At 73.4% G+C, this 26,329-nt stretch carries 20 protein-coding genes; 18 read left to right on the forward strand and 2 right to left on the reverse strand.

The window, feature by feature from the left end:
• From QSK37_RS19175 to QSK37_RS19225, 11 genes are all read left to right on the forward strand, one after another.
• Positions 1-1,056, forward strand: coding sequence for a ketoacyl-ACP synthase III family protein (locus QSK37_RS19175; protein WP_285622813.1), 1,056 nt, complete (start codon positions 1-3; stop codon positions 1,054-1,056).
• Positions 1,056-5,036 (forward strand): type I polyketide synthase, encoded by a 3,981-nt coding sequence (locus tag QSK37_RS19180; protein WP_285622815.1) that lies wholly within the window; start codon positions 1,056-1,058, stop codon positions 5,034-5,036. Before QSK37_RS19175 ends, QSK37_RS19180 begins: the two co-directional genes overlap by 1 nt.
• Positions 5,026-5,877, forward strand: a complete 852-nt coding sequence (locus tag QSK37_RS19185; protein WP_285622817.1) for a transketolase — start codon at positions 5,026-5,028, stop codon at positions 5,875-5,877. Before QSK37_RS19180 ends, QSK37_RS19185 begins: the two co-directional genes overlap by 11 nt.
• Positions 5,874-6,791 (forward strand): transketolase family protein, encoded by a 918-nt coding sequence (locus QSK37_RS19190; RefSeq protein ID WP_285622820.1) that lies wholly within the window; start codon positions 5,874-5,876, stop codon positions 6,789-6,791. Before QSK37_RS19185 ends, QSK37_RS19190 begins: the two co-directional genes overlap by 4 nt.
• Positions 6,792-6,831: 40 nt before the next feature.
• Positions 6,832-8,235: a trehalose-6-phosphate synthase gene (locus QSK37_RS19195; protein ID WP_285622822.1), complete on the forward strand. Its 1,404-nt coding sequence runs from the start codon at positions 6,832-6,834 to the stop codon at positions 8,233-8,235.
• Positions 8,232-9,023 (forward strand): cupin domain-containing protein, encoded by a 792-nt coding sequence (locus QSK37_RS19200; protein ID WP_285622824.1) that lies wholly within the window; start codon positions 8,232-8,234, stop codon positions 9,021-9,023. Before QSK37_RS19195 ends, QSK37_RS19200 begins: the two co-directional genes overlap by 4 nt.
• The gene (locus QSK37_RS19205) at positions 9,020-9,661 is read left to right on the forward strand and encodes an SIS domain-containing protein (protein WP_285622826.1); all 642 of its coding nucleotides are present in this window, start codon (positions 9,020-9,022) and stop codon (positions 9,659-9,661) included. The genes QSK37_RS19200 and QSK37_RS19205 overlap by 4 nt, the downstream gene beginning before the upstream one ends.
• Positions 9,662-10,016: 355 nt before the next feature.
• A complete protein-coding gene (locus QSK37_RS19210; RefSeq protein WP_285572838.1) occupies positions 10,017-10,391 on the forward strand; it encodes a helix-turn-helix domain-containing protein in 375 nt (124 codons plus the stop codon).
• Positions 10,381-10,572: an aroma-sacti cluster domain-containing protein gene (locus QSK37_RS19215; protein ID WP_285622828.1), complete on the forward strand. Its 192-nt coding sequence runs from the start codon at positions 10,381-10,383 to the stop codon at positions 10,570-10,572. The genes QSK37_RS19210 and QSK37_RS19215 overlap by 11 nt, the downstream gene beginning before the upstream one ends.
• Before the next feature lies 1 nt (position 10,573).
• The gene (locus QSK37_RS19220) at positions 10,574-12,361 is read left to right on the forward strand and encodes an AfsR/SARP family transcriptional regulator (protein WP_285622830.1); all 1,788 of its coding nucleotides are present in this window, start codon (positions 10,574-10,576) and stop codon (positions 12,359-12,361) included.
• 339 nt (positions 12,362-12,700) lie between these two features.
• Positions 12,701-13,885: a glycosyltransferase gene (locus QSK37_RS19225; RefSeq protein ID WP_285622833.1), complete on the forward strand. Its 1,185-nt coding sequence runs from the start codon at positions 12,701-12,703 to the stop codon at positions 13,883-13,885.
• 101 nt (positions 13,886-13,986) lie between these two features.
• Here QSK37_RS19225 and QSK37_RS19230 read toward each other — a convergent pair whose 3' ends face one another.
• Both QSK37_RS19230 and QSK37_RS19235 read right to left on the reverse strand, forming a co-directional pair.
• The gene (locus QSK37_RS19230) at positions 13,987-15,372 is read right to left on the reverse strand and encodes a TfuA-like protein (RefSeq protein WP_285622836.1); all 1,386 of its coding nucleotides are present in this window, start codon (positions 15,370-15,372) and stop codon (positions 13,987-13,989) included.
• Positions 15,369-16,499 carry a YcaO-like family protein gene (locus tag QSK37_RS19235; protein ID WP_285622838.1) on the reverse strand — a complete coding sequence of 377 codons (1,131 nt, stop codon included), beginning with the start codon at positions 16,497-16,499 and terminating at the stop codon, positions 15,369-15,371. Before QSK37_RS19235 ends, QSK37_RS19230 begins: the two co-directional genes overlap by 4 nt.
• Before the next feature lie 235 nt (positions 16,500-16,734).
• Here QSK37_RS19235 and QSK37_RS19240 point away from each other — a divergent pair, with 235 nt between their 5' ends.
• Genes QSK37_RS19240 through QSK37_RS19270 form a run of 7 tightly spaced genes read left to right on the forward strand, consistent with a single transcriptional unit; the run spans position 16,735 to position 25,857 of the window.
• Positions 16,735-17,922, forward strand: coding sequence for a radical SAM protein (locus tag QSK37_RS19240; RefSeq protein WP_285622840.1), 1,188 nt, complete (start codon positions 16,735-16,737; stop codon positions 17,920-17,922).
• Positions 17,923-17,924: 2 nt separating this feature from the next.
• Entirely contained in the window at positions 17,925-18,839 is a 915-nt protein-coding gene (locus QSK37_RS19245; RefSeq protein WP_285622842.1) for a DUF6895 family protein, read from the forward strand.
• The gene (locus QSK37_RS19250; RefSeq protein WP_285622845.1) at positions 18,839-20,188 is read left to right on the forward strand and encodes an MFS transporter; all 1,350 of its coding nucleotides are present in this window, start codon (positions 18,839-18,841) and stop codon (positions 20,186-20,188) included. Before QSK37_RS19245 ends, QSK37_RS19250 begins: the two co-directional genes overlap by 1 nt.
• On the forward strand, positions 20,185-23,325 hold the full coding sequence (locus tag QSK37_RS19255) for an ATP-binding protein (protein WP_285622847.1): 3,141 nt from the start codon (positions 20,185-20,187) through the stop codon (positions 23,323-23,325). Before QSK37_RS19250 ends, QSK37_RS19255 begins: the two co-directional genes overlap by 4 nt.
• Positions 23,318-24,208: a S8 family serine peptidase gene (locus QSK37_RS19260; protein WP_285622850.1), complete on the forward strand. Its 891-nt coding sequence runs from the start codon at positions 23,318-23,320 to the stop codon at positions 24,206-24,208. The genes QSK37_RS19255 and QSK37_RS19260 overlap by 8 nt, the downstream gene beginning before the upstream one ends.
• Positions 24,198-24,833, forward strand: a complete 636-nt coding sequence (locus QSK37_RS19265; RefSeq protein WP_285622853.1) for a GAF domain-containing protein — start codon at positions 24,198-24,200, stop codon at positions 24,831-24,833. The genes QSK37_RS19260 and QSK37_RS19265 overlap by 11 nt, the downstream gene beginning before the upstream one ends.
• Complete coding sequence (locus tag QSK37_RS19270; protein ID WP_285622856.1) at positions 24,826-25,857, forward strand: ATP-grasp domain-containing protein; 1,032 nt, start codon at positions 24,826-24,828, stop codon at positions 25,855-25,857. Before QSK37_RS19265 ends, QSK37_RS19270 begins: the two co-directional genes overlap by 8 nt.
• Positions 25,858-26,329 lie beyond the last annotated feature (472 nt).

Consider the following 26,329-nt stretch of genomic DNA (forward strand, 5'->3'; position numbering starts at 1 on the left):
ATGGAGACGGCGGACATGTACATCAGCGGCGTCGGGTCGTACGTGCCCGCGACGGTGGGCGTGGACGACGCCGTGGCGGCGGGCCGGTACACGGCCGAGGAGGTCGAGCTGCACGGGCTCGTCTCGGTCGCGGTGGCCGGTGACGTTCCGGCGCCGGAGATGGCGCTCCGCGCGGCGCGGACCGCGGTGGCCCGCAGCGGACGGTCCCCCACCGAGCTGGACCTGCTGCTGTACACCTCGACCTGGCACCAGGGCCCGGAGGGCTGGCCGCCGCAGTCATACGTGCAGCGCCACCTGGTCGGCGACGGTGTGCTGTCCACCCAGCTCAAGCAGGGCTGCAACGGCATGTTCACCGCGCTGGAGCTGGCCGCGAGCTACCTGCGGGGCGGGCACCGGGCCGCGCTCCTGGTCACCGCCGACAACTACGGCACTCCGCTGGTGGACCGGTGGCGGATGCTGCCCGGGGCCGTCGCCGGTGACGCCGCCAGTGCCGTCGTGCTGGACACCGAAGGGGGGTTCGCCCGGCTGGCGTCGGTGTGCACCGCGTCCGTGTCGCAGGCCGAGGAGATGCACCGCTGCGCCGAGCCGCTGTTCCCGCCCGGCGTCACCGAGGGACGCACCGTGGACTTCGCGGCGCACAACGACGTGTTCCGGCGGCGTGCGGTCGTGGAGGGCGACGGGACCGGGGTGCTGGTCACCCTGGACGAACGGATGGCCGAGGTGATCGACCAGTCCCTCTCCGAGGCCGGGATCAAGGCCGGCGACGTCACCCGGGTGGCCTGCATGAACACCTCTCAGGAGATCGCCGACCAGATCTGCGAGCACCGGCTGGGCATCCCGGCGTCCCGGTCGACCTGGGAGTTCGGCCGGACCCTCGGCCACTGCGGGGCCAGCGACCAGATCGTCGCGCTGGAGCACCTGGTCCGCGGCGGCGAACTGGGGCCGGGCGACCACCTGCTGATGTTCGCGTACGGACCCGGCGTGACCATCTCGGCCGCCGTCGTGGAGATTCTCGAGTCGCCCGTGTGGTCACGGACGCGGGGAGGCGATGCCTGATGGACCGGCCGGCGATCGCGGTGATCGGGATCGGCTGCCGCCTGCCCGGCGGCGCCGACTCGGCGGACGCGTACTGGAACCTGCTCCGCGAGGGGCGGGACGCCAGCGGACCGGCGCCCGCCGACCGCTGGCGCGACTACGCCGACCGTGGCCCGTCGTACGCGGCGGCGGTCCGCCGTACCGTGCCGCGCGGCGGCTTCGTGGACGGGGTGGCCGACTTCGACGCGGAGTTCTTCGGGCTCTCCCCGCGCGAGGCCGAGCTGATGGACCCGCAGCAGCGCCTCGTGATGGAGACCGCGTGGGAGGCGCTGGAGCACGCCGGGGTGTCGCCGGACGCGCTGGCCGGCACCGACGCGGGGGTGTACGTGGGCGTCTGCACCGGCGACTACGGGCACCGGCTGCTGGAGGACCTGCCCGACATCGAGGCGTGGACCGGGATCGGCTCCGCCACCTGCGCCGTGGCCAACCGTGTCTCGTACGCGCTGGACCTGCGCGGCCCGAGCATGGCGGTGGACACCGCGTGCTCGGCGTCGCTGGTCGCCGTCCACCTGGCCGTGCAGGCCCTGCGCGCCGGGGAGACCGACGTGGCGCTGGCCGGCGGGGTCAACCTCATCCTCTCCCCCGGCGAGACGCTGACCCTCGACGCCGCGGGCACGCTCGCCCCGGACGGGCGGAGCAAGTCGTTCGACGCCGCCGCCGACGGGTACGGGCGGGGCGAGGGCGCCGCGGTCGTGGTGCTCAAACGGCTCACCGACGCCGTACGCGACGGGGACCGAATCCTCGCGACCGTCCTCGGCAGCGCTGTCAACCAGGACGGTCGCACCGTGGGCATCATGGCGCCGTGCGGCCAGGCCCAGGAACACGTGATGCGCCGCGCGCTGCGGCAGGCGGGCGTCGAACCGGGCACCGTCGGCTACGTCGAGGCGCACGGCACCGGCACCGCGGTCGGCGACCCCCTGGAGGCCGCCGCGCTGGGCGCCGTGTACGGGGCGGGCCGGCCGGCGGAGCGGCCGTGCCTGATCGGCTCGGCCAAGTCGAACATCGGCCATCTCGAGGGCGCCGCCGGCATCGCCGGCCTGGTCAAGGCCGTCCTGGCGCTCGACCGCGGCGAGTTGCCGCCGAGCCGGCTCGGCACGCCGACTCCGGCCGTCGACTGGGCGGGCGCGAGGCTGCGCGTGGTCGACGCGCCGACGCCGTGGCCCGGCTCCGGGCACCCGCGCCGCGCCGCGGTGTCCGCCTTCGGCTACGGCGGCACGGTCGCGCACGTCGTCCTCGAGCAGGCGCCGGAGCAGGCGCCGCCCGCCGAGGGGACCGCCGGGCGGCTGTATCCGGTGTCCGCCGCGTCGCGGGCGGCGTTGCGGCAGGCCGCCGCCGGCCTCGCCGGTGTCGTCGGCGGCCTGCCGGCGGCGAGTGTCGGGCACACGCTCGCGCTGCGCCGGGCGCACCTGCCGTACCGGGCGGTGGTGGCGGCCGAGGATCCCGCCGCCCTGGCCGGTGGGCTGCGCGCCCTGGCCGCCGGCGCGCCGAACGACGCGGTGACCACCGGACGGGTGCTCGACGACGCCGGTCCCGGCCCGGTGTTCGTGTTCTCCGGGCACGGCTCGCAGTGGGCCGGGATGGGCCGCGAGCTGCTGGCGTCCGAACCGGCGTTCGCCGCCGTGATCGACGAGCTGGAACCGGTGTTCGCCGCCGAGATCGGCTTCTCGCCGCGAGAGGCGCTCACCGAGGGCGCGCTGACCGAGGTGGACCGGATCCAGACGATGATCTTCGCTATGCAGCTCGGGCTGGTCGAGCTGTGGCGCGGGTACGGGGTGCGTCCGCACGCGGTGATCGGCCATTCGGTCGGCGAGATCGCCGCCGCGGTGACGGCCGGGGCGCTGAGCCGCCTCGACGGCGCCCGGCTGATCTGCCGGCGGTCGCGGCTGCTGCGGCGGGTCGCCGGCCGCGGCGCGATGGCCATGGTGCAGCTGCCGTTCGCCGAGGCGGCGCGGCTGCTGGCGGGCCGTACCGACGTGGTCGCCGCGATCGCCTCGTCGCCCGGCTCGACGGTCGTCTCCGGCGAACCGGACGCCGTGGCCGAGGTGCTGCTCGGCTGGCTCGACGAGGGGATTCCGGCCCGCCGGGTCGCCTCGGACGTGGCGTTCCACGGACCGCAGATGGATCCGCTGCTGGCCGAGCTCACCGCCGCCGCGGCCGACCTGACCCCCGCCGTCCCCGGCGTCCGCGTCTACTCGACGGCGCTGGAGGATCCACGGGCGGCGCCGGGCTTCGACGGCGCGTACTGGGCGGCCAACCTGCGCCGGCCGGTACGCCTGGCCGGCGCGGTCGCGGCGGCCGCGGCCGACGGCTACCGCGCGTTCGTGGAGATCTCCCCGCACCCGGTCGTCACGCACTCGGTGCTGGAGACGCTGAGCGCGGAGGGGCACGAGGAGGTGTTCGTCGGCTCCTCGCTGCGCCGGAACCGGCCCACGCGGGCCGCCCTTCTCACCGGCGTGGCGGCGGCGCACTGCGCCGGCCTCGGCGTGGACTGGCACCGGTTGCAGCCGTCCGGCGGGCCGGTCGTGCTCCCCTCGTACCCGTGGCAGCGCCGCAGGCACTGGCGCGCGCCGTCGGCCCCGGACACCGGCGGGCGCGGCCACGACCCGGACGCGCACACGCTGCTCGGCGACGGCGTCGACCTGGCGGGCACCGACGTCCGGCTCTGGCGGACCGCCCTGGACGACCAGACCCGGCCCTATCCCGGCAGTCACGCGATCGAGGGAGTGGAGATCGTGCCCGCCGCCGTGCTGGCGGCGACGTTCTTCGCCGCCTCCGGCGGCCGGGCGCTCGGCGAGGTGACGATGTCCGCGCCGCTGCTGACCGCCGACCGCCGCGAGGTGCAGGTCGTACGGGACGGAACCGCGCTGCGGCTGGCCGTCCGCCTCGCCGGCGAGCCGGACGCCGCCTGGCAGATGATCGCCACCGCCACGGTCCCCGCCGCGCCGGGCGAGGCGCCGGAGCCCCCGGCGCAGCCGCTCACGCCGGCCGACCCCGGCACGGTCACGCACCGGCTGGCCGCCGTCGGCGTGCCCGGCACCGGGTTCGACTGGAGTGTCGAGGAACTGCTGCTCGGCCACGGCGCGCTGCGCGCCCGCGTACGGTGCGGACCGCCCGGCGACACGCCCCCGGCGGACGCCACTCCCCCGGCCGACGGCACGCTCCCCGCCGACGGCGCGCTCCCGGCGGACGCCACTCCCCCGGGCAACGGCGCGCTCCCCGTCGACGGCGCACTCTCAGCGGGTGGCACCGCGCCTGACGGCGCGCCCCCAGCGGACGCCACTCCCCCGGCCGACGGCGCGCTCCCCGCCGACGGCGCGCTTCCGGCGGGTGGCGCCGCGCCCGGTGCCTGGGCGTCCGTGCTGGACGCGGCGATGTCGGTGGCGCCGAGCGCGTTCCCCGGCGACCCGCTGCTGCGCATGGTGACCCACGTCGACCGGCTCGTCATCGTGGGAGAGCCGCCGGACGCGGTGGACATCGAGGTGTGGCTCGACCCCGAACGGGCCGACACCGTGCAGGTCCGGGTCACCGACGACGCCGGCGCCGTCGTCGCCTGGCTGTCCGGACTGCGGTACCCGGTGATCGACGCGCCGGCCCCCGGGGAGAACGGCGCCGACGGCGAGCGGCCCGCCGACTCGTTCGCCGACCTGCCGCCGGAGGAGCTGCGCGCGTTCCTGATCGAGGAGGTCGGCGCGCAGGTCGCCAGGGAGATGCGGCTGGCCCCCGCCGACCTGTCGCCGCACCGCCCGCTGGTCGAGCAGGGGCTGGACTCGGTGCTCACCGTGGTGGTCCGGCGCAGGCTGGAGAAACGGTTCCGGTGCTCGCTGCCGACGACGTTGCTGTGGCGGCAGCCGACCATCGCCGCCGTCTCCGACTACATCGCGGGGCTGGTGGCCGGCCCGGTGCCCGCCGCGAACGGGAACGGGGGCGCCGATGCGGGGTGAGGGAGTGGTCGCCGGTCCGGCCGAGCACGCCGACCCGGCCCGGATCGCGCGGCTCGCGACGCGATGCCGGCTCGTGCTCCTGGAGATGATCCATCGCGCGGGTTCCGGGCACGCCGGCTCGTCGCTGTCGTGCGCCGACATCATCAGCGTGCTGCGGTTCGACCGGATGGACTGGAGCGCGGACCGGTCCGGCGACGTGTTCGTCCTGTCGAAGGGCCACGCGGCGCCCGCCTGGTACGCCGCCCTGATCGTCGGCGGCGACCTGCCCGCCGAGGAGGTCGGCACGCTGCGGGCGCTGGACAGCCGGCTGCAGGGGCACCCGGACCGTACGCGGCTCGGGCTGGTGGACGTCAGCACCGGCGCGCTCGGCCAGGGCCTGTCGGTGGCCGTCGGCCGGGCCGTGGCCCGCCGGCTGCACGGCCGGGACTCCACCGTGTACTGCCTGCTCGGCGACGGCGAATGCCAGGAGGGACAGGTGTGGGAGGCGTTCCTGTACGCGGGCGCGAACCGGCTCTCCGGCCTGGTGGCCATCATCGACCACAACGACAGCCAGAGCGACGGGACGGTCGGCGACACCCTGCCGCTGCGCCCGCTGCCGGACAAACTACGCGCGTTCGGCTGGGACGTCGCCCAGGTGGACGGCCACGACCACGGGGAACTGCGCGACGCCCTGCGGCGGCGCGACCCCGGCCGGCCGTCGGTGATCATCGCCCACACGCGCAAGGGCAGGCTCGGCCCCGGACGGGTCCTGCTGGACGGCAGCCACAGCGACCTCCCCTCTCCGGCGGAGTACGCGGCCGCCGTCGACTACCTCGAAACCCTTCTCGAGTGCGGCGCATGAGCTCCACACGGGACTGGTTCGGGGCCGCGCTGGTGGAGATCGCCCGCGAGTACGACCACGTGGTGGTGGTGAACTGCGACCTCGCCAAGGCGACACGGACGCTGCCGTTCAAGGAGGAGTTCCCGGACCGGTTCTTCGAGTGCGGCATCGCGGAGGCCAACGCCATCGGCGTGGCCGCCGGGCTGGCGCAGGAGGGGTTCCGGCCGTTCGTCGCCAGCTTCGGCCACTTCCTGACCGGCAAGTTCCTGGAGATCTTCCAGTCGGTGGGGCTCAACGACGCGGGCGTGGTCCTGGTCGGCACCCACGCCGGGCTGGCGATCGGGCGGGACGGGCCGACCCAGATGGGGCTGCGGGACGTGGCGCTGATGCGCACCCTGCCGAACGTCCGGGTGTTCCAGCCCGCCGACGGCGCCGAGGTCTGGCAGATGATGGAGCACCTGGCGACCGACCGGCACCCGAGTTACCTGCGGCTGTGCCGGCAGCCGCAGCCGGAGGTGCACGCGGACGGGTACCGGTTCCGGTTCGGGGTCCCGCACGTGGTCCGCGAGGGCGGCGACGTGGTCGTCTTCGCGATGGGCGGTACGGTGCCGGTCGCGGTGGAGGCGGCCGGCCGGCTCGCCGTGGACGGGATCACTCCCACCGTGGTCAACGTGTCGTCGTTGCCGGTGGACCGCGCGGCGGTGGCACGGCTGGCCGGGGCGCACCGCCGGGCGGTCGTCGTCGAGGACCACTATCGCGTCGGCGGCCTCGCCGACGAGATCGGCCGGATCGTGCTGGGCCTGCCGGACCGGCCCCGCTTCGACGTGCTGGCGGTGCCGGACTACGGGCAGGCGGGCCCGCCCGAGGAGCTCTACCGCCGGTACCGGCTGGACGCGGCGGGGATCGCCGCCTTCGTACGGGAGGCCGCGAGGTGAGCCCGCCGTGGCCGATGCCGACCCGAGGACGGCGACCGGTTTGAGACTGATCGTTTGCAGCAACAGCGCACCGCGGTGGCAGGACGGCGCCGGCCTGCTCCCCCGTTCGCCGGGCGGCCTGGTGCCGCTGCTGGCCACGCTGCTCGGCCGGCACGGGGGCGACTGGGTGTGCACGATGCCGCCGGATGACGCCGCCGCGGCCGGCGACGGCCCCGTCGACGTGACCGGGCTGCCCGGCGGCGTCACGCTGCACCGGCTGCGCCTGCCCCGGGCGATGACCGACCGGCACTACGAGACGGTCGGCGTACGGCTGCTGCTGTGGCTGTTCCACTATCTGCTCGACACCGCGCGGCAGCCGGAGGCGGGGCTCGCGGAGGCGTGGCCGGCCTACGAGGCGGTCAACCGGGCGTACGCCGACCGGCTCGCGAGCCTCATGACGGGGTCGCCGGACGAGTTCGTGCTGGTCAACGACCACCACCTGTTCCTGGTGCCGGAGATGCTCGGGCGGCGGGCGGAACGCCGCGGCCGGATCGCGTTCTTCCAGGGGCTGCCCTGGTGCGAGCCCGACTACTTCGGCGTCCTGCCCGCTCACATCCGCGACCGGATCCTCACCGGCCTGCTGTGCGCCGACGTGGTCGGTTTCCACTGCACTCGGTGGGCACGCGCGTTCCTGGGCTGTTGCGCGCGCTTCCTGCCCGGCTGCGCGGTCGACGACGGGAGCGTGACGTACGACGGGCACCGGACCCGGGTGACCGTCGCCCCGTTCCCGCTGGACGTTGCGATGGTGGAGCGGCTGCGCGACGAGCCGGCCACGGCGCGGTGGCGGGCGCGGCTGGCACGGGAGGCGGGCGGACGCCGGGTGATCGCCCGCGCCGACCGCATCGACCTGTGGAAGAACCTGCCGCGCGGCTTCGCCGCGTACCGGAGCGTGCTGGAGCGCGAGCCCGGGCTGGCCGGAGAGTGGTGGTTCTGCGCGGTGGCCACCCCGCCGGGCCGCCCGACCGAGCGCACCCGGGAGCTCCAGAGCGAGTGCGAGGGCCTGGTGGCCGGCCTCAACGAACGGTTCGGCGCCCCGGGCCGGCCGGCCGTCTCGCTGGTCTACCCGGACCTGCCCACCACGCGTCACTGCGTGGTGGCCGCCCTGTCCGGCGCCGACCTGGCGCTGGTGAACCCGACGTTCGACGGGATGAACCTGGTCGCCAAGGAGGCCCTCTACCTCGGCGAGCGCGCCCGGCTGCTGCTCTCGGTCAACGCGGGCGCGTACGAGCAGCTGGCCGGCCATGTGACGCCGGTGCATCCGTTCGACGTCGAGGGCACCGCCTCGGTCCTGCGCGAGGCGATGGCCTCCGGGGCGGCCCCGGCGGAGCGCGCGGCGGCACGACGGCTGCTGCGCGAGCAGGACGCGAACCACTGGCTGGACCGGATGATGGGAGTGGAACGATGAGGACGACCGAGGTCACCACCGATTACGGGCGCAGCAGCCGGCTCGCCGATCCGGCCGCCGACGGCGCCTATCTGTTCGCGGAGCACACGATCGAGGCCGGGCGGGCCACCCCGTTCGGTTCCCACCCCCGCGACCACCGGAGCTTCGTGGTCATCGCGGGCCGGGTACGGCTGGAGACGCCGCACGGCGACGAGCCGCCGAGGACGTACGGGTACCTGGGCGGCTGGCACACCCTGCCGGGATGCGTCCACCGGATCGTCAACGCCGGCGCCGAACCGGCGGTCCTCGTCGAGGCCGGCTCCGTCCGGGGAGAGACGGTGACCGGCGCCGGCCTTCGGGCGGTGCCCTGCCGCTGCCCGGACGTCTCGGACTACACGGTGCACAAGCCCTGGGGCGACGAGGTCTGGTACACCCGCAACCTGCCCGACGTCCCGTACGCGCTGAAACGCATCCGGATGGCCGAGGGGCACCAGTCGTCGTTGCAGTCCCACCGCCGGAAGCTGGAGACGAACTACGTCATCGAGGGCGAGGCCACGGTGCTGAGCGGCGCGACCGCGCCGGACGACCTCGACGCGGTGATCGACGTGGGCGGCCTGACGACCACCGTCCACCGTCCACGCTCGGGCTGGACCAACCCGCCGAACGATCTCCATCGGGTGATCGCGCGAACCGACTACACCTCCATCGAGGTCTCCACGCCCGAACTCGACGACGTCATCCGTTGGCAGGACGACGCCGGGCGCGGGCACGGCCGGATCGAGTCCGAGCACGCGGGAGGCCGGTCGTGACCCTCGCCGAGACCATCGGGCTCTACCTCGCCGAGAAGCGCCGCATCGTCGATGAGTTCCCGGTGGCCGTCCTGGAACGGGCCGCCGAGATGCTGTTCGAGACCTACGACGAGGGCGGCACCGTCTACGCCATGGCCAACGGCGGGAACGCCGGTACCCTCGACCACTTCTACTGCGACTTCAAGCACCACCCGTTCGTGACGGAGGACAAGACCCGGCCGCTCCCGCCGGACGTGAGACGCCTGTCGTTCGTCAACCTGTGCTCGTCGGCCGCCGAGCTGACCGGGCTCGTCAACGACATCGGCGCCGACGACATGTTCGCCGCGTCCCTGGCGCCCTTCGTCACTTCCCGGGATCTGGTGATGGCCTACTCCGGCAGCGGCAACTCGCCGAACGTGGCGAAGGCCCTCCAGGTCGCGGTCGACGCGGGCGCGCGGACGTTCGCCATGACCAAGGGGGACGGCGGCACGTGCAGGGAACTGGCCGAGGTCTGCCTGGTGGTGCCCGGAACCTCCCGTTTCCCCGGGCAGGTCGGCAAGAACGACAACAATTTTCATTTCGAGGACCTCATGCTGTCGGTGAACCATATGCTCGTCGGCCTTCTCAAACAGCGCGTCGCCGAACGCGGAACGGACTGACCGAAAAAGACCTGTGGGTGATTCGCCGCCATGGACGGCGCGCCCTGCCGCGTACCCGATGGCCACCACCGGCCGACAAAAGGTACTTATCGGGACTACGTAACTTACGGAACTATGTGGACAATCAGGGTCTGGTAGCGATGTCAGCATCGTTGGCCTCGACAAGGACGGAGGCGCGGATGTGACGGCGGAGAACTCGCCCCATGGCCCCCGCGGTTAGCCTGGCCACCACCTCGGCGAGTGGTGAAGATGCCTTGATGACCGCCGCGTCGAAGATCGACTTATCTTTCCAGCCCCCGCACCTGCGGCACGTGATTCGATGACGGCCGGGGACGCGCACCACCGGCCCTCGCGAATGAGAACGGGGCCATGCCCGGCCTGTGGCTCGTACCAGCGGCCCGCGCCACCCCAGCCGCTGGCAGCGGCGCTGTCACTCACGCGGACGCTCACGCCACGGGAGCTCGCGGTCTTTCAGTTACTCGGTTTCGGCTACGACAACCGGTCGATAGCGCGCGAACTCAAAATCAGTGAACGCACCGTCAAACGGTATGTCACCGCCATACTCACGAAGCTGGAACTCCGGTCCCGGCTGCAGGCCGGACTGTCCGCATTGATCCTTTCGTGGTCCGCGGCCGCGGATGCCCAATGGCCCGAAGGTCTTATGGATTCGGCACTGACCGCAGGTGACGATGTTCCGGCACACGACCGTGGAGGGGACCATGACCTTTGACGCGCTTGCCGCCCTAAGGCAGGCCGGAAACCCGGTGGATCTGCTCACCGCGGCACAACGCGATGTGCTCGCCGACCTCACCGAGCAAGAGGTGGCCGTTCTCAACTCCGTCAAACAGCGTCTGGACAGCGTTTCGGACGCCGAAGTCGAAGGGCATTCCCTAGTAATCAAGATAGCGTGAGATGAACGCCGGTTTCGGAATTCTCGGCCCCCTGCAGGTGGTGGAGAACGGCCGTTCCGTCGATCTCGGATCACGGAAGCAACAGGTCGTCCTGGCCGCCCTGCTGAGCCGGGCGAACTCCCTGGTGTCGTTCGACGCGCTGGTCGAGGCGTTATGGGACGAGGCACCCCCGCAGACGGCGCGCAAGAACATCCAGGTGTACGTGTCCGCGCTGCGCCGGCTGGTCAGCGAGGGTTCCGGCTCGCGTATCAGCTACCAGACCGGCGGATACGTGTTCCACGCGGCCCCGGCCGAGCTCGACTCGCTGCGCTTCGAGCAGCAGGCCCGATCCGGGGCGCCGGCCGAGGCCCTCGGCCTGTGGCGCGGACCCGCGCTGGACGGGTTCCAGGACGTACCGCTGATCAGTGCCGCGGCCCAGCGGCTGGAGCGGCGCTTCCTCGTCGTCTTCGAGGACTGGGCGGAGGCGGAGATCGCCGCGGGCGGCGGGTCGGCCACGATCGAGCGCCTCACCGAGGTCGCCCAGCGGCATCCGCTCAGAGAACGACTGCGGATGTTACAGATGACCGCGCTGTGCCGGGCCGGGCGGCGTTCGGAGGCCTTGGCGGTCTACGACGAGCTGCGTCAGGCGCTGGCGCACGAACTCGGCCTCTCCCCCAGCCAGGCGCTGGTCGGCTTCTACCAGTCGCTGTTACGGGAGCCGGAGCCGACCGCGCCGGAACCGGACGCTCCCGCGCGCGGCAGGGCGCCGAGCCTGTTGCCCTGGGACCCGCCGGCGTTCACCGGACGGACGGCGGCGGTCCGGCGGCTGCGGGACGCGCTCGTCCGGGACGGAAACCGGCTCACCGTGGTGACCGGCCCGCTCGGCGCGGGCAAGACCGCGCTCGCGGTGCACCTCGCGCACCGGCTCGGTGACCACTTCCCGGACGGCCGCCTGTTCGTCCGGCTGCGCGGCGAGGACGGGACACCGCGCCCGTTCGAGGACGTGGTGTCACAGCTCCTGCCGGTGGACTCGCCCCGTTCGCTGCCGGAGGCGCGGCGCGCCTGGCAGCTCTGGCTGGCCGAGCGCCGGGCGCTGGTCGTCATCGACGATGCCCGCCGGGAGTCCGAGGTCCGGCCGCTGCTCCCCGAGTCCGGCGACAGCGCGGTCATCGTCACGGCCCGATCCCGGCTCGCCGGGCTGGAGGCCGGTTACCGGCTCCGGATCTCCTCCTTCGCGGTCGACGAGGCGGTCGCGCTCCTCGGGCGGACGATCGGCAGGGAGCGGGTCGCGGCGGACCGGCGCTCCGCCGAGCTGATCGTCACGGCGACGGGCCTGCTGCCGCTCGGAGTCCGGCTCGTGGCCGACCGGCTGGCGCTGCTACGGCACGTGCCACTACGGGAGTACGCCGAGCGGATGGTGGGCGCCCGAGCCCTGCTGGACGAGCTGACCGCGGGGGACGTGGCGATCCGGGCCCGGCTGGCCGAGGCCATCGGCGAACTGCCGGAGCCGGCGCACCGGGCGGTGCCGCGGCTCGGCATGCTCCCCGAGCCGGTCTTCACCCTCGAACAGGCCGCCGCCGTCCTGGACGCCGACGAGAACACGGCGGTACGGGTGCTGGAGAGCCTGCTGGAGGCCAGCATCATCACCGTCCCGGGCGTGGAAATGCTCGCGCACACCGTGCGTTATGAGATTCCGGTGCTGCCCTACGCGTACGCGCGGGAGATGGCGGCCAGCGCGAATCCGCCATTTACCACTATCAAACCAGTGGCTAATCATCTCCATACCGCGCGTCATTACCCTTCTTTCTAGAAATGGCGCAAAAGGCGCCAGCAGCGCGCAGGAGGACGACATGACCGAGCCCGAGGACAAGGCCCCAGAGCCCGCCGACACCGAGACCGAAGACGTCGAGGTCGTCGCGCACGGCGAGGACGGCGAGCTCAGCACCGGCTGCGTCATCAACTGACGCCGTCCACGACGAGCTCGACGCCGGCCTCGCCGGCGGTGGGCTCGCCACGACTTGACGACGGGCGGGACATCCGGTCCTCTCCGCCAGGTCACGCCGGTCCGGGGGGCCGGGTGACCGCCCGCCATCAGGGAGCACTCAGTGAGATCCGCCGTGAGGCCATCGCATCACCGGGCGCACGCCCCATGAAGGTCCTGCTCTGCCCGCTGAGCGACGGAGGGTACCTGTATCCGGCGATCGCGGTCGGGCGTGAGCTGCGCCGCCGGGGGCACACCGTGAGCGTCCTGGGCCGGTCGACGGCCGCTCCCGTGCTGGCCGAGGCCGGCCTGCCGTTCGCGGCGGCGGAGGACTTCGGCGAGCGGCGCGGATTCTCCGCGACCTGGTGGGGCACCACCGGACCGGCGCAGTACCGGGCGACGCTGCGCGCCGCCACGCAGGCACGGGCCGACCTGCTGATCACCTCGGTGCTGTGCAACGGTGCCCTGCTGGCCGCCGAGGTACTGGACATCCCGGTGGTGGTGCTGGGGCTGTCGGTCCACCTGTGGAACTACCGGGCCGGCGGCGAGGGCGAGCCGCACCTGGGCCGGGCCCGGGACGACCGGACCCGCGAGTCTCTCCGGCTCTACGCCGCCGTACGCGAGCAGGCCGGGCTGGGTCCCCGGCGGCCGGAGAATCCGCTGCTGGGCGACGCGCTCCTGCTCCGCGGCGACCCCGCGCTGGAGTACCCGGGCGCGGTGCTGCCCGAGCGGGTGCGCCACGTCGGGCCGCTGGCCTGGGAGCCGGCGGCCGACCCTGCCGAGATCGAGGCGATCGAGGCCCGGCTGGCCCGGTCCGGCAAGCCCGTCGTCTACGTTCACCTGGGCCGCTTCTTCGGCGGGACCGATCAGTGGCCGGGCCTGAACGCCGCCTTCACCGGCGGCCCCTTCCAGGCCGTGGTCGAGCAGGGACGGTCGACCGACCCGCACCCGGCTCCCGGCGCCGACATCCTGGTCGTACGCAAGCCGTGGATGGGACCGCTCATCGACCGCGCCGGGCTGGTGCTGACCAGCGCCACGTCGGCGCCGGTACTGTCCGCTCTGCTGCGCGGCCGGCCGCTCGGCGTCTCACCCAACGGCTCCGAACAGCCGCTGCTGGCCGGGGCGTGCGTACGGGCCGGCGTGGCGGTACGCGTACCGAGCACCGCGACGCCGAACCCGTCGCCGATCCTGGAATCGGCGTGGCGAGACCGCGGACTACGGGCACGCGCCGGCGAACTCGGCCGCAGGCTGGCCGCGACGGACGGCGCCACCCGCGCCGCCGACCTCGCCGAGCACGTGACGCGCGGACCCGTGCAGGAACTCACCACGACCGCAGCCACGCAGCGTTCGTGACAGGGCCCCCGCCCGCCCGAGTCGGCGGAGGGCCGCACACCGCGACGCCGGACTCAGCCGCAGGCCGACCACGACGGACGGTTCGCGACCTGCGGAGGAACTCACGGCAAGCGCGGCCAGGCGACGTCCGTGACACGGTCGCCGCCCACGCCGATCGTGCCCGTCGGTCGGCTCTTCAGCAGGGCGACGAACGGCTCGGCGAGGCGACGGAGTGCCGGCAGGTCGGCGATTCCCCGGTCCCAGGCGTGGCCGGTCAGGTCGCCGGGGTCGCAGCCCCAGTGGCCGGCGATGACCTGGTCGGTGACCTCCGCCCTGAACCGGCGGCGTGGCCCCCCGTCGGCCGGGCCGAGCAGGCGGTCGTGGCATCGGCGCGCGGCGGTGACGACCTCGCGGCCCCACGACATCATCGCCGGGGTTCGCAGGTCCGGAGGCAGGTCCCACCGGGATCGCGAGCCGCCGTGCACCACGCCGAAGGCCCGTACCAGCAGCGTGGCGAGCGCCTCGTCCTCCGGCAGGGCCAGGTCCCGTGCGGTGAGCCAGTCCGTACTCGCGGGGTCCGGGCCGGGGACCCGCAGTCCCTTGGCCCGCGCGGCCGCGACGGCGCCCTCGGCCAGCGCCGGATGGTCCGGGTCGAGTCCGGCGACCCTGGACAGGACGTACCGCCGATGCAGGTCCGGGAACGCGGGATGGACCAGGCGGAGCGCGGCGGCGGCGTCGGCGTCGGCCACCCACTCGTCGCCGGTCCCGGTGCCGTGGAACCGGTGCTCCCACCTGTCGAACATCCACGTGTGCACGTTCCGGACCGGCCAGTCGCCGGGGCCGGCCGGGCACAGCGCGGAGTCGCCGGTCGCGGCCGCGGCGAGCAGGAGCCGGGCGTCGGCCGCCTTGGCGTCGGTGTCGTACGCCGATCGCCATGTTCGGAACGCCTCGACGGACCGGGCCGGGACGTGCGCGCGTACGGCCGACTCCAGCGCGCGGAAACCACGGGACCGGAACGGGATCGCGATGGCCACGTCGAGCATCAGCCCCGCGTCACGGTCGCTGATGGCCCCGGCCGCCGCCGCGTCGCGGAGCGCGATCCTGATGCCGACCAGGGGGTCGCTGTAGGCGCGGTAGTCGTCCTCCGCCGTGCCGTGCACGATCGCGACCTCGTCGTCGCCGTCGATCTCACCGTCCCGGTAGAGCCGGAAGATCTCCCCGAATCCACGCATGCCGTACGGCCACAGCTCCGCCGCGCGCAGCGCGCCCATGCTGGAGCTGCCGGCCACGGTGACCCCGCGCTGCAGCAGGTACATGATCTCCCGGTGCCGGACCGACGCGGCCTGGAGGAAGAGCCCGTCGATGATCAGGACGGTGTCCCCGGCGCCGGCGTCCAGGCGCAGCAGGTCCCCGTGGCGTACCGGCGGCAGGATCCGCGCGGCCGGCAGCAGCGCGGCGACCTCGGCGCGCGGAAGGGTCGGGCCGACGAACACGACGGGGGCTCTCACGGCCTCGCCTCCCACGCGGCGTGGGCGGTGCTCAACCCCGGAGCGATCACCTTGACGGCGGGAATGCCGAGGTCCTCGTGGTCCAGCCGGACCACGAACGGTTCGGCGCCGGTGACCGAGGCGACCCGGGCCGCGCAGTGCCGGACCACCGACCGCAGGTCGCCGTCGTCGGCCCAGGAGACCCCGTCGCGGACGGCGACCGGTGCGACGGGCTCCTCCGGACGCGCCATCTCGCGGTACTCGCCGCCGTCGATGTCGTCGCGCGCCCCCGAGATCACGGCCAGCCGGGTCAGCACGGCCTCCGACAGCGCGCGCCCGAGCGCGATCGAGGGATCCACATGGCAGGCGTACCCGGCACACCGCATCGGGACGTCCTCGGACCAGATGGTCGCCGCGTAGCACGGCAGCTCCTCCGGCCCGGTGATGTCCCGGACCGTGACGGTGCAGTCCGCCGCCCGCAACGCGTCGAAGACGTACCTGGTCACCGGTTCGCGGCAGCTCCCGGCGTCCACGTAACGCCGCCGGGAGAGGGGACGGTCCCGCGCGGCGGCCACACTGGCCCGCTCGACGAGCTCGTGCAGGGCGTGCAGCACGGCCTCGGCCTCGGTGTTCCCGGTCGCCAGGCCTCCGCTGGTCGGCCAGAAGAACACCGCCGCCCAGTCGCGCGGCCCGGTGCCGTCCAGCCGGATGGCGTCGATGGGGGCCAGGATCTCCCGGCCCGTCAGCAGGCCGCGCCCGCTGACCCAGTCCAGCACCACGGCCGAGGTCAGCGGGGCCCGCGGGACGAGGTTCAGCGCCCGGACGTCATACCCGAGGTCGAGCGCCGAGGCGGGGGCACGGGCGGCCACCGGGAGCCGGAGGTTCTCGGCGTGCCAGGTCTCGATGCTCTCCATGACCGCGCCGACCCGCGACTGCGCCGCCGTGGTCCCGGTGCCGATGCTGACCGCGTAGGTGAGCCCGGCCGGCCGGTAGGCCACGTGGACCGGCAGCCCGATGTCGTCCAGCCTGGTGATGTCGGCCACCCGGGTGATGCCGAAGCGGGGCAGCATCGGCCGCACCCGCTGCCAGGTCTCCTCCGGGCCGGCGGTCCGGTAGGTGCCGGTCCGGTAGGCGATGGTGTCCGGCATCAGCGCTCCTCGGTAGGCAATGGCCATCCTCGCCCGCTGCCGGAAACGGCTCCATGAGACCTTCGGGCCAATGCGTTTCAGCGCGCTTCGAGGGCTGTGGATTTACCGTTGCCGAACCGGTGATTAATCGCCTCCATACCGCGAATATCTAGCGTTCGGATTCGCCGGGTCTGAACGAAGAGCGCCGCCTTTCCCCGACCGCCACCGAACCGGGCGCCGGCAACGTGGAGGGCTAGTGAATCTGGAAGAGGCCGGCCGTACGACCGGTGCACGGCTCCTCAGGGGCGAGCGGAACTGGTGGTTTCTCGGACCGGGAGGGGTGGCCCGCCTGCGCGCCGGGCACCTGACCGCCGACGGCGGGCTGCGGCCGGACACCGAACGCCGGCTGGGCGAGCGCGGACTGCTGTCCGCAGCGCCGAACCACGCCTATTCGCTGACCGTCCTGACGAGCACCGACTGCAACCTGGGCTGCGCCTACTGCTTCCAGAACACCGCCCAGGATCCGTCCGGAGGCGGCCGCCCGCCACGGATCACGCACGCGCGGCTGACGTCACAGACGATCACGTCGATCCTCGACTTCGCCGGCCGGCAGATGGCCGCGGCCGGCCTGGACCGCCTCGCGCTGCTGCTGTTCGGCGGGGAGCCCCTGCTCAACCCGCGCGGCTGCGTGGAGATGCTGGCCCGGGCGGCCGACTACAACCTGTCGTCCGCCTGGATGATCTCCAACACCACCCTGCTCACCCCGAAGCTGGCCCGGCGGCTGTCCGACCTCGGGCTCGACTCCATCCAGGTCACCTTCGACGGCGACCGCGAGGACCATGACCGGATCCGGGTACGGCGGTCGAACGGCGGGACCTTCGACGCCATCGTCGGCAACATCGCCCGCGCCTCCGACGCCGCGCCGCTCCGGTGGATCGTGCGGGTGAACGTCTCCCACCACAACTTCCGCGGGATCGACGCGCTGGTCGAGCGGCTCGCGGAGGCCGTCGATCCCGACCGGTGCACCATCTACTTCACGCGGGTCGGTGACGTCGGCGTCGGATACGCGAACGATCTGCTGCACACGGGCGAACTGGCGACCTGCTTCACCCGGTGGCAACGCCGGGCGCTCGAAGTCGGCTTCCGCGTCAACCGCCCGCGCGCGCACCGCGTGTGCCCCACCTGCGGTCACACCGACGGCCGCTACGGCGCGGTGGTGAACGCGGACGGCACCCTGTCGAGCTGCTGGGAGACCGCGGGGAAACCCGACTGGAAGGTCGGCACGGTCACCGGCGGGTACCTGCCCGGCGCGGTGACCCGGGACCGCTGGATCGCCTGCGAGGACCTCTACCGGTACGGCGAGGAGGGGCGGGTGCTCGCGGACTTCCACGACACCGTGGACGCGGCCCTGCTCGACCACCTGGATGAGACGGGGCGCCTGTAGCCATGCCGCCGACTCTCGACCGGCTGTCCGCGGGCACGCTCGACTGGCTCGGGCGGAACCTGGACTACTTCGACCCGTACTCGGAGAATGCCCGGTCCTCGGCGCACGGGAAGGTGAAGGCCGCGCTGGAACTGGCGCTGCTCTGCCACTGCTGGACGCGGCTGGACCCCGGCGACGACCGGCTGAACGAACCGGCCGCGCTCATCCGCCGGCTCTGGCCGCGTCCGGACTTCCAGCGGCTCATCGCCTCCCAGCCCGACTTCGCACCCCAGTACGGGCTGATCTACGCCGCGCTCGCGCCGCCGGGGATCGACGACCGGCTGTGCCGGGCCACGCTCGCACGGCTGGCCGCCGAGGGCTTCCTGTCACCGCTCGGGAAGTCGCCGTACCAGCGCCTGGAGACCCGGTACTACGCGGACAAGGCCGGCGTCGACCACGGGATCGAGCCGTACGAGGAACTCTTCGAACAGAGTCCGCTGGTCAAGCCGCCCGTCGCGGCGCCGGCACCGTCCGGTGCGCCGCTGGCCACCCAGGACGCGTACGCCGTCACGCATTCCAGCTTCTTCCTCAGCGACTTCGGCCGCCGGAGTCCGGGGCCGGCCCACGCCCTGGCGCGGGCGGAGAAAGTCACCGGCCGGATGCTGGACCACTGCGTGCGGCGCGATCGGTGGGACCTGACCGCGGAACTCGTCATGACGTGGTTCTGCCTGGGTCACGACCCGCTCGGCACGCCGTCGGGCGTGGCCGCGATCGAGTGCCTCACGCGGGCGCAACGTCCCGACGGCGCGATCCCCGCACGGTCGGCCGAACTGCGGGCGGCGGGTCCCCTCCCGGCGGGCGAGTCCTTCCGTAAGGCGTACCACACGACGCTCGTGACGGCCCTCATGTCGTTGATGGTCACGTCGGTGCGTCCCTGATGGCGCTCCGGCTGACGCTCATCGATCGGAACTACACCCGCCTGTGGTTCGGGCAGGCCGTCTCGTCGGTCGGGGACGCCGTCTTCAGCACCACCCTGGTGCTGTGGGTGGCCGTCGTCCTGGCGAAGGGGAGGCCGTGGGCCCCGGCCGCGGTCAGCGGCGTGATGCTGGCGATGGGCGGCGCGGTGCTGCTCGTCGGGCCGGTCGCGGGCGTGTTCGTCGACCGGTGGAGCAAACGCGGCACCATGCTCCGCACCGAGGTGGTCCGCGGCGCGCTGGTGACGGTGCTGACCGCCGTGTCGTTCCTGCCCGTCCACGCCCTTCCGGCCGGAGTGTGGCTCGCCCTCATCTACGTGATCGTGTTCGCGCTGAACGCGGCCGCCCAGTTCTTCTCCCCGGCGCGCTTCGCGGTCATCGGGGACCTGGTGACCGGAGAGGCCGACCGGGCCCGCGCGGCCGGCATCGCCCAGGCGACCGGGCAGACGGCCTGGCTCGTCGGACCGCCGCTCGCCGCGCCGCTGCTGTTCACCGCCGGTCTGCAGTGGGCGCTGCTGTTCAACGCGCTGTCGTACGCGGTGTCCTATTTCGCCATCCGGTCGGCCGAGATGGGGCCGGAGATCGTACGACGGGGCGAGCCGGCCGGCGAACGTGCCGGGCTGCGCCGTGAGTTCGTGGCGGGGCTGCGGTTCTTCGCCGGCAACCGGTTCCTGATGGCGCTGCTGGCCCTCGCCGTGATCGGCCAGTGCGGGGTCGGCTCCCTGAACACGCTGAACGTCTTCTTCGTCACCGGGAACCTGCACGCGTCCGCCCACCTGTACGGCTACCTCGGCATGGCCCTCGGCCTCGGCGGCGTCGTCGGCGCGCTGTGCTCGGGCCAGGTCGTGCAGCGGATCGGGGCGCGCAGGACGACCTGGATCGGCCTGCTGGTCAGCGGTGTCCTGCTGATCGCCTACGCCCGCCAGGCCCACCTCGTCAGCGGCATCGTGCTGCTGTTCGTCTTCGCCGTCCCGCTCACCATGCTGAACACGGCGATGTCGCCGCTGCTGCTCGCGGCGGCGCCCCGGGGATACACCGGACGGGTGATGGCCGTGTTCTATCCGGCCACGCGGCTGGCGCAGATGCTGGCCGCGCTGGTGGCCGGCTGGCTCGCCAGTTCCGGCCTGCGCGGTTTCGCGGGTTCGGCGGCCGGCCTGCGGTTCGGCCCCATCGACACGATCTTCGCGGTGTCCGGCGTGCTCGTCGTGATCGCCGGTGCCTGCGCGGGGCTCACCCTCCCGCCGCCGGAGGCCGAACCGGATCCCGCGCCCGAGGCGGCGCCCGCGGCGCGGACCCTGGGCGGCACCCGGTGAGCTGCACCGCCTGCGGGCGGCACACCGGCGAGTCCGACCGGTTCTGCGCCGGTTGTGGCGCGCCGCTGACGGCCGCCGCCGCGCGTCAGGAAACCCGCAAGAAGGTGTCGATGCTGTTCCTGGACATCGTCGGGTCGACCGCGCTCGCGGAACGCCTGGACCCCGAGCCGTTGCGGCAGGTCATGGACCGGTACTTCGCGGCCTGCGGGGCGTGCGTCGCCGAGCACGGCGGGGCGGTGGAGAAGTTCGTCGGGGACGCCATCCTCGCCGCGTTCGGCGCCACCGTCGCCCACGAGGACGACGCGGTTCGCGCGGTCCGCGCCGCCGCCGAGGCGCTCGCGGCCCTGGAGGGCCTGAGCGCCGAACTCACCGCCCAGTACCAGGTGAAGCTGGAGGCGCGGGCCGGAGTCTGCACCGGTGACGTCGTGGTGATCACGATGCCCGGCGACGACTTCCGGGTCGTCGGCGACTCGGTCAACACGGCCAGCAGGCTGCAGACCGCCGCCGCTCCCGGCGAGATCCTGCTCTGCGCCGACACCGCCGCCATGGTCCGCGGCCGGGTCGGCATCGAGTCCGTACCTCCGCTGCGGCTCAAGGGCAAGGCCCACCCCGTTCCGGCCTGGCGGCTCACCGACGCCGCGCTCCGGGACGAGCGCCCCGGCCCGGCCACCCCGTTCATCGGCCGCTCCGACGAGCTGGAGGAGCTGCGGCACGGCCTCCGGCGTGCCCGGTCCCGGCGGCAGGTCTGCCTGGTCACGGTGCTCGGCATGCCCGGGATCGGCAAGTCACGTCTCGTCCAGGAGTTCCTCGCCACGCTGCCGGACGGCGAGGTGACCGTGCTGTCCGGGGGCTGCTCGGCGTACGGCCGGGGCATCACCTACAAACCGCTGACGGAGATGCTCGGCTCGTTCCCCGGAGGATGGGCGGAGCTCACGCGACGGCTCGTGGAGGAGCCGGATCCGGCCGACATGGCGGCGAACCGCCTGGCGGTGCGCAGCCTCGCGACCCTCATGGACGATGACGGCACCGCCGGCGGGGCCGGCGTCGAGGACATCGCCTGGGCGATGCGGCACCTGCTCGGCGTCCTCGGCCGGGCCCGCCCCGTCGTCATGGTCTGGGAGGACCTGCACTGGGCGGAGCAGACGCTGCTGGACCTGGTCGACGAGATCGCGACCTGGCTGGACGACGTGCCCGTCCTGCTGCTGTGCGTCGCCCGTACCGAGCTGCTGGACGCCCGGCCCGCCTGGGGCGGCGGGAAGCCGTCCGCGATGACGCTGGAGCTCGGGGAGATGACCCGCGAGCAGAGCGCGGAACTGGTCAGCGCGCTGGCCTTGCGGAACGACGTGTACCCGCAGGAATATCAGGACGTGTACCGCCGGATCGCCGTGCAGTGCGACGGGAATCCCTTATTCGCCGAGCTGCTCCTGGACGTCTTCACCGAGACCGCCGCCGGCATCCACACGCCGCCCACGATCCAGGCGATGCTGGGCGCGCGGCTGGACCGGCTTCCCGGCACCGAACGCTCCCTGCTGGAGATCGCCGCCGTGATCGGGCGGGAGTTCACCCGCGACCTGCTCCAGGCGATGGCCGACGCGGACGGGATCGGCGGGGCCACGATCGACGAGCTGCTGGCCCGCCTGGTACGACGGCGCGTCTTCCAGCGCGGCCCGGCCGGCACGTTCCGGTTCGCCCAGTCCCTGTTGCGCGACACCGCCTACGAGTTCACTCCCAAGACCCGGCGTGAGCACTGGCACGAGTTCGTCGCCGAGTGGTTCTCCCGGGAGCGGCCGCAGGACGCGATGGCCGTGGCCTACCACGTCGAGGCCGCCCGCCGGCTGCGCCGGGAGCTGCGGCCGGGCGACCGCAGCCTGCCGCGGCTGGCCGAGAGCGCGGCGAACGCCCTGATCGCGGAGGGCACGAACGCGCTGGACCGCAAGGACCTGCCGGCCGCGGTCCAGCTCCTGGAGCGCGGCCGCGAGCTGCTGCCGGCCGGCGACACCAGGCACACGGCGCTCGCGCTGCACATCTGCGACGCCGGGCTCTGGCTGTGGGACGAAGAACGGTGCCTGACCGCGCTGGCCGCCGCCGAGGCCGCGCTGCCGGACGATCCGCGCAACACGGCCACGTGCGCGATCCAGCGCGGCATCGTCGCGCTCCGGCTCGGCCGGGCGCCGTCGGCGACGGTGGCGGCGGACGCGGCGCTGATCGAGGCGGACCTGCTCGGCGATCCCGAGGACGACCTCAGCTGGTGCCGGCTGCAACAGCTCCTGGCCTACCTGCGTCTCGTCGACGAGCGCGCGACGTCTGCCGAGACGTCGCTGCGGCTCGGGCTGGCGCGGGCCCGGGCCATGAACGACCGGTACGAGGAGGACCGGCTGCTCTGCGCGATCTGCGAGCTGGCGCAGTGGGCTCCGACTCCGGTCATTCGGGGGCTGGACCTGTGCGTCATGCTCGCCATGCGGTTCGCCGCCAACCGCGCCCTGCTCGTCCCGGTTCTGGTGACGCGGGCGCGCCTGGAGGCGCTCGACGGTGACCTCGACGGCGCGCGGCGTACCCTGGCCGACGCGTTGTCCTACTCCCGCGACCTGCACCTCGACCTCGCCGACGCGGCGGTCATGGACGCGGCCGGCCACGTCGAGTCGCTGGCCGGCGCGCATGAGACGGCCGAGGCGCGGTACCGCCGGAGCCTCGGCATGCTGCGCGTGAGCCCGCACGCCCCCGACACCCAGAACACCGAGGTCGCGATCGCCCGGGAGCTCTTCTACCAGGGCCGGACGGCCGCCGCGGCGTCGGCCCTGGACGGCGTCGAGAGAGAGGGTGCCCTCACGAGCCTGCGCGCGCGGATCGGCTCGGCCGCGCTGAGGGGCCGCATCGCGTCCGCACGGGGACGCCACGACGAAGCGGTCGCCGCCACCGAGGCGGCACGCGCCCTCAGCGCGGACGCCGACGACCTGTGTCTCGCCGGAGAGACGCTCTTCGACCGGGCGATCGTGCTCAGGGCGGCCGGGATGGCCGAGCAGGCGATGGCCGAGGGGACGGAGGCGCTGCGGAGGTTCCAGGCCAAAGGCGCCACGCTGCCGGCCGCACGGGTGCGCGAGTGGCTGCGCGATCGAGGTCCGGACGGCAACGGTGACTGACCTCCCACCCTGGCGGAGGCCACCGCGCGACCACTTCCCCGGCGTGCCCGCGTGGAGCATGCCGGCGTCCGTCGTGCCGCACGAGCGTTTCGAGGTGAGCCCGCTCGGCCCGGTGGTCACCCGGGAGTGGGCGTGGGGCGGCGCCGACGGTTCGGGGATCCGCGTGTGCGTGCTCGACAGCGGAGTGGACACCTCACACCCGCTGGTCGGCGGGCTGGAGGCGTCCATGGACGTGGTCACCGGCGACGACGGCGAAGCCGCCGTCGTACCGGTGGAGCCCGGTGACGAGGCGGGTCACGGCACCGCGTGCGCGAGCGTGATCCGGGCGATCGCTCCCGCGGCGTCGCTCACCTCGGTGCGCGTCCTGTCCAGTGGCAGCCACGGCACCGGCGCGGCCCTCCTGACGGGGCTGCGCTGGGCGATCGACGAGGGCTTCGACGTCATCAACATGAGCCTGTCGACGACGAAGCCGGAGTTCCGCGACGCGCTGCGCGAGCTGTCCGACGCCGCCTACTTCCGGCGCTGCGTCATCGTGGCGTCGGCCCACAACATGCCGGTACGGAGCTATCCGTGGCCGTTCGCGTCGGTCATCTCGGTGGCCAGCCACGACGGGCCCGACCCCATGGCCTACTACTACAACCCGTCGCCTCCCGTGGAGTTCTACGCGCGCGGCGTCCGGGTACGGGTGGCCTGGACCGGCGGCCGGGAGATGCTCACCACCGGTAACAGCTTCGCGACCCCGCACATCGCGGGCATCTGCGCGCTCATCCTCAGCAAGCACCGCTCGCTCACGCCGTTCCAGCTCAAGTCCGTCCTCTACCTGACCGCCGAGAACGTGGCCGGCTCCGCAGCCACGGAGAATGGAGGTGCGCGTGTTGACTGATCCGCCGGAGAGCACCGACATCACGCAGCGGAGACTGCTCCAGTCCATCGTGGAGGTGGCCCGGAGCGTCTTCGGCGCGGCCGCCGCCTCCGTGTTCTTGGTGGACCGGGCGAACGGGGACCTGGTCTTCGAGGCGGTCGCGGGCGAGGGCGAGAACCAGCTGCCGGGGACCCGGTTTCCCGGCGGTACCGGCATCGCCGGCTGGGCGGTCATGGGCGGTCAGCCACTGCTCGTCGACGACGTGGCGGAGAGCCCCCGATTCGCCCGGGCGGCCGCCGAGTCGACCGGCTACGTACCGCGCAGCATCATGGCCGCGCCGCTCATCGCGGACGGCGAGTGCATCGGCGTCCTGGAGGTGCTGGACCGCGACAGCCGGCCGCGCGGCGACCTCGGCGACATGGACTCGCTCGGCCTGCTGGCGACCGAGATGGCCACCGTCCTGGAGCTGCTCGTACGCCTCCGGCACGACACCGGCGCCGCCCGTGCCGTCGAGGTCGCCCGGTTCGACCTGCCGCTGCTGCAACGTGTGGCCGAGCGACTGCCCACGGCGTCCGAACAGGTGGGCGCCACGGTGACCAAGCTGCTGACCATGGCCGACGAACTACTGGCCGGTGGCGGTGCCTGACGGTGCCGAGGCGTTCTTCGGCCAGCTCTCCTCCCCCGCCCGCGTGTTCGACGTCCGGCCGGGGCCGGTGCCGTGCGTGCTGTTCCTCAGCCGCTCATGTGACTCCGAACTGGACGCGGTGCGGGATCTGCTCGGCCGCGCCGGCGTGCGGTCGGCCCGTCTCAACGCCGACGAGCTGGCGGCCACGACCGGGCTGACGGTCGACCCGGCGACCCGCACGGCGTGCGTGAACGAGCGCCGCCTCGCCCCGACGGTGACCTGGACCAGGCATTTCTCGGCGAACGCGATCGAGGGCGGGGACGACGCGGCGCACCGCGTGTTCGCCCGGGAGTCCTGGCAGGCCGCGGCCGACGAGCTGGCCGCGATCTCCGGGACGAGTCTCGGCGCGCGGCGTCCCGCTCTGCTGGCCCAGTTGCGGCTCGCCCGGCACCACGACGTGGCGGTGCCACGGACGATCGTGACCACCGACCCGGGTCGCGCCCGGGACGCCTTCGCGTGCCCACGGCTGGTGATCAAGGCCGTGCACCGGCACTTCGTCGAGGCCGCGCCGGGACGGCTGAGCGGGATCTTCCCCACGGTCGTCGAACGGCGGAGCCTGCCCGCCGATCCGTGTCCCGGTCCGCCCGTCATCGTGCAGGAGTACGTCGAGCACGAGACCGAGTGGCGCGTGTACTACGTGGGCGGGCAGGTGCACGGGTTCGAGCTCCCCGGCGGACACTCCCCCGCCGACCTGTGGACCGCCGGCGGCCGGGTCGAGGTCCGGTCCGGGGAACCGCCCCCGGCGGTGGCCGCCGCGGCCACGCTGCTCGCCTCCGCGATGTCGCTCCGCTACGGCGCGTTCGACTTCCTCGTCCGCGAGGGCACGCCGGTGTTCCTGGAGGTCAACCCGGACGGCGACTGGCGCTGGGCCGAGCGGAGGACGCGTACCACCCTGGTCACGAACGCCGTGGCCGCGCTGCTCGCCGGGCTGCACCGGGAGGCGCTGCCGGGGACGGGCCTTAGTGGTCCTCCCGGTACACGGTGACCGTGGGTCCCGCCTGCCAGACCAGGCCATACGCCGTCGGGACGACCGTGACAGCCCTGTCCCACGTGGTGACGTCGGCTGCGGGCCGTCGACCTCGCCAGCGGTGAACAGCTGTGGTCCCTGGAGAATCCGGAGAATGCCGCACACCGATCGCTGTCCCGGTCGGTGAAGCCGATCATCCACACCGAGTCGAACGCCACGATGCCCCCGGAGGCTGCGGACACTCGTGCAGACGACGCACGACTCGTTTGATGCCGACCAAAGTTCGGTACCGCTCCCGGTCCTCGAACTCCCGCCAGCTCCATATGGCGGGGTACCCGGCCTCGGCACACAAGTGCAGGATCTGATCGTCGCCGGCGCAGACTCCCACGTGAGCACCCCACGCATCCTGGGTGGCGTTGAACAGGACCAGGTCCAAAGGACAGGCCGCTGCCACCCGCTCGGTGAACTCCGCATCAGCCCAGAGCTCACT

Source organism: Actinoallomurus iriomotensis (assembly GCF_030269445.1).
Classification (GTDB): domain Bacteria; phylum Actinomycetota; class Actinomycetes; order Streptosporangiales; family Streptosporangiaceae; genus Actinoallomurus; species Actinoallomurus iriomotensis.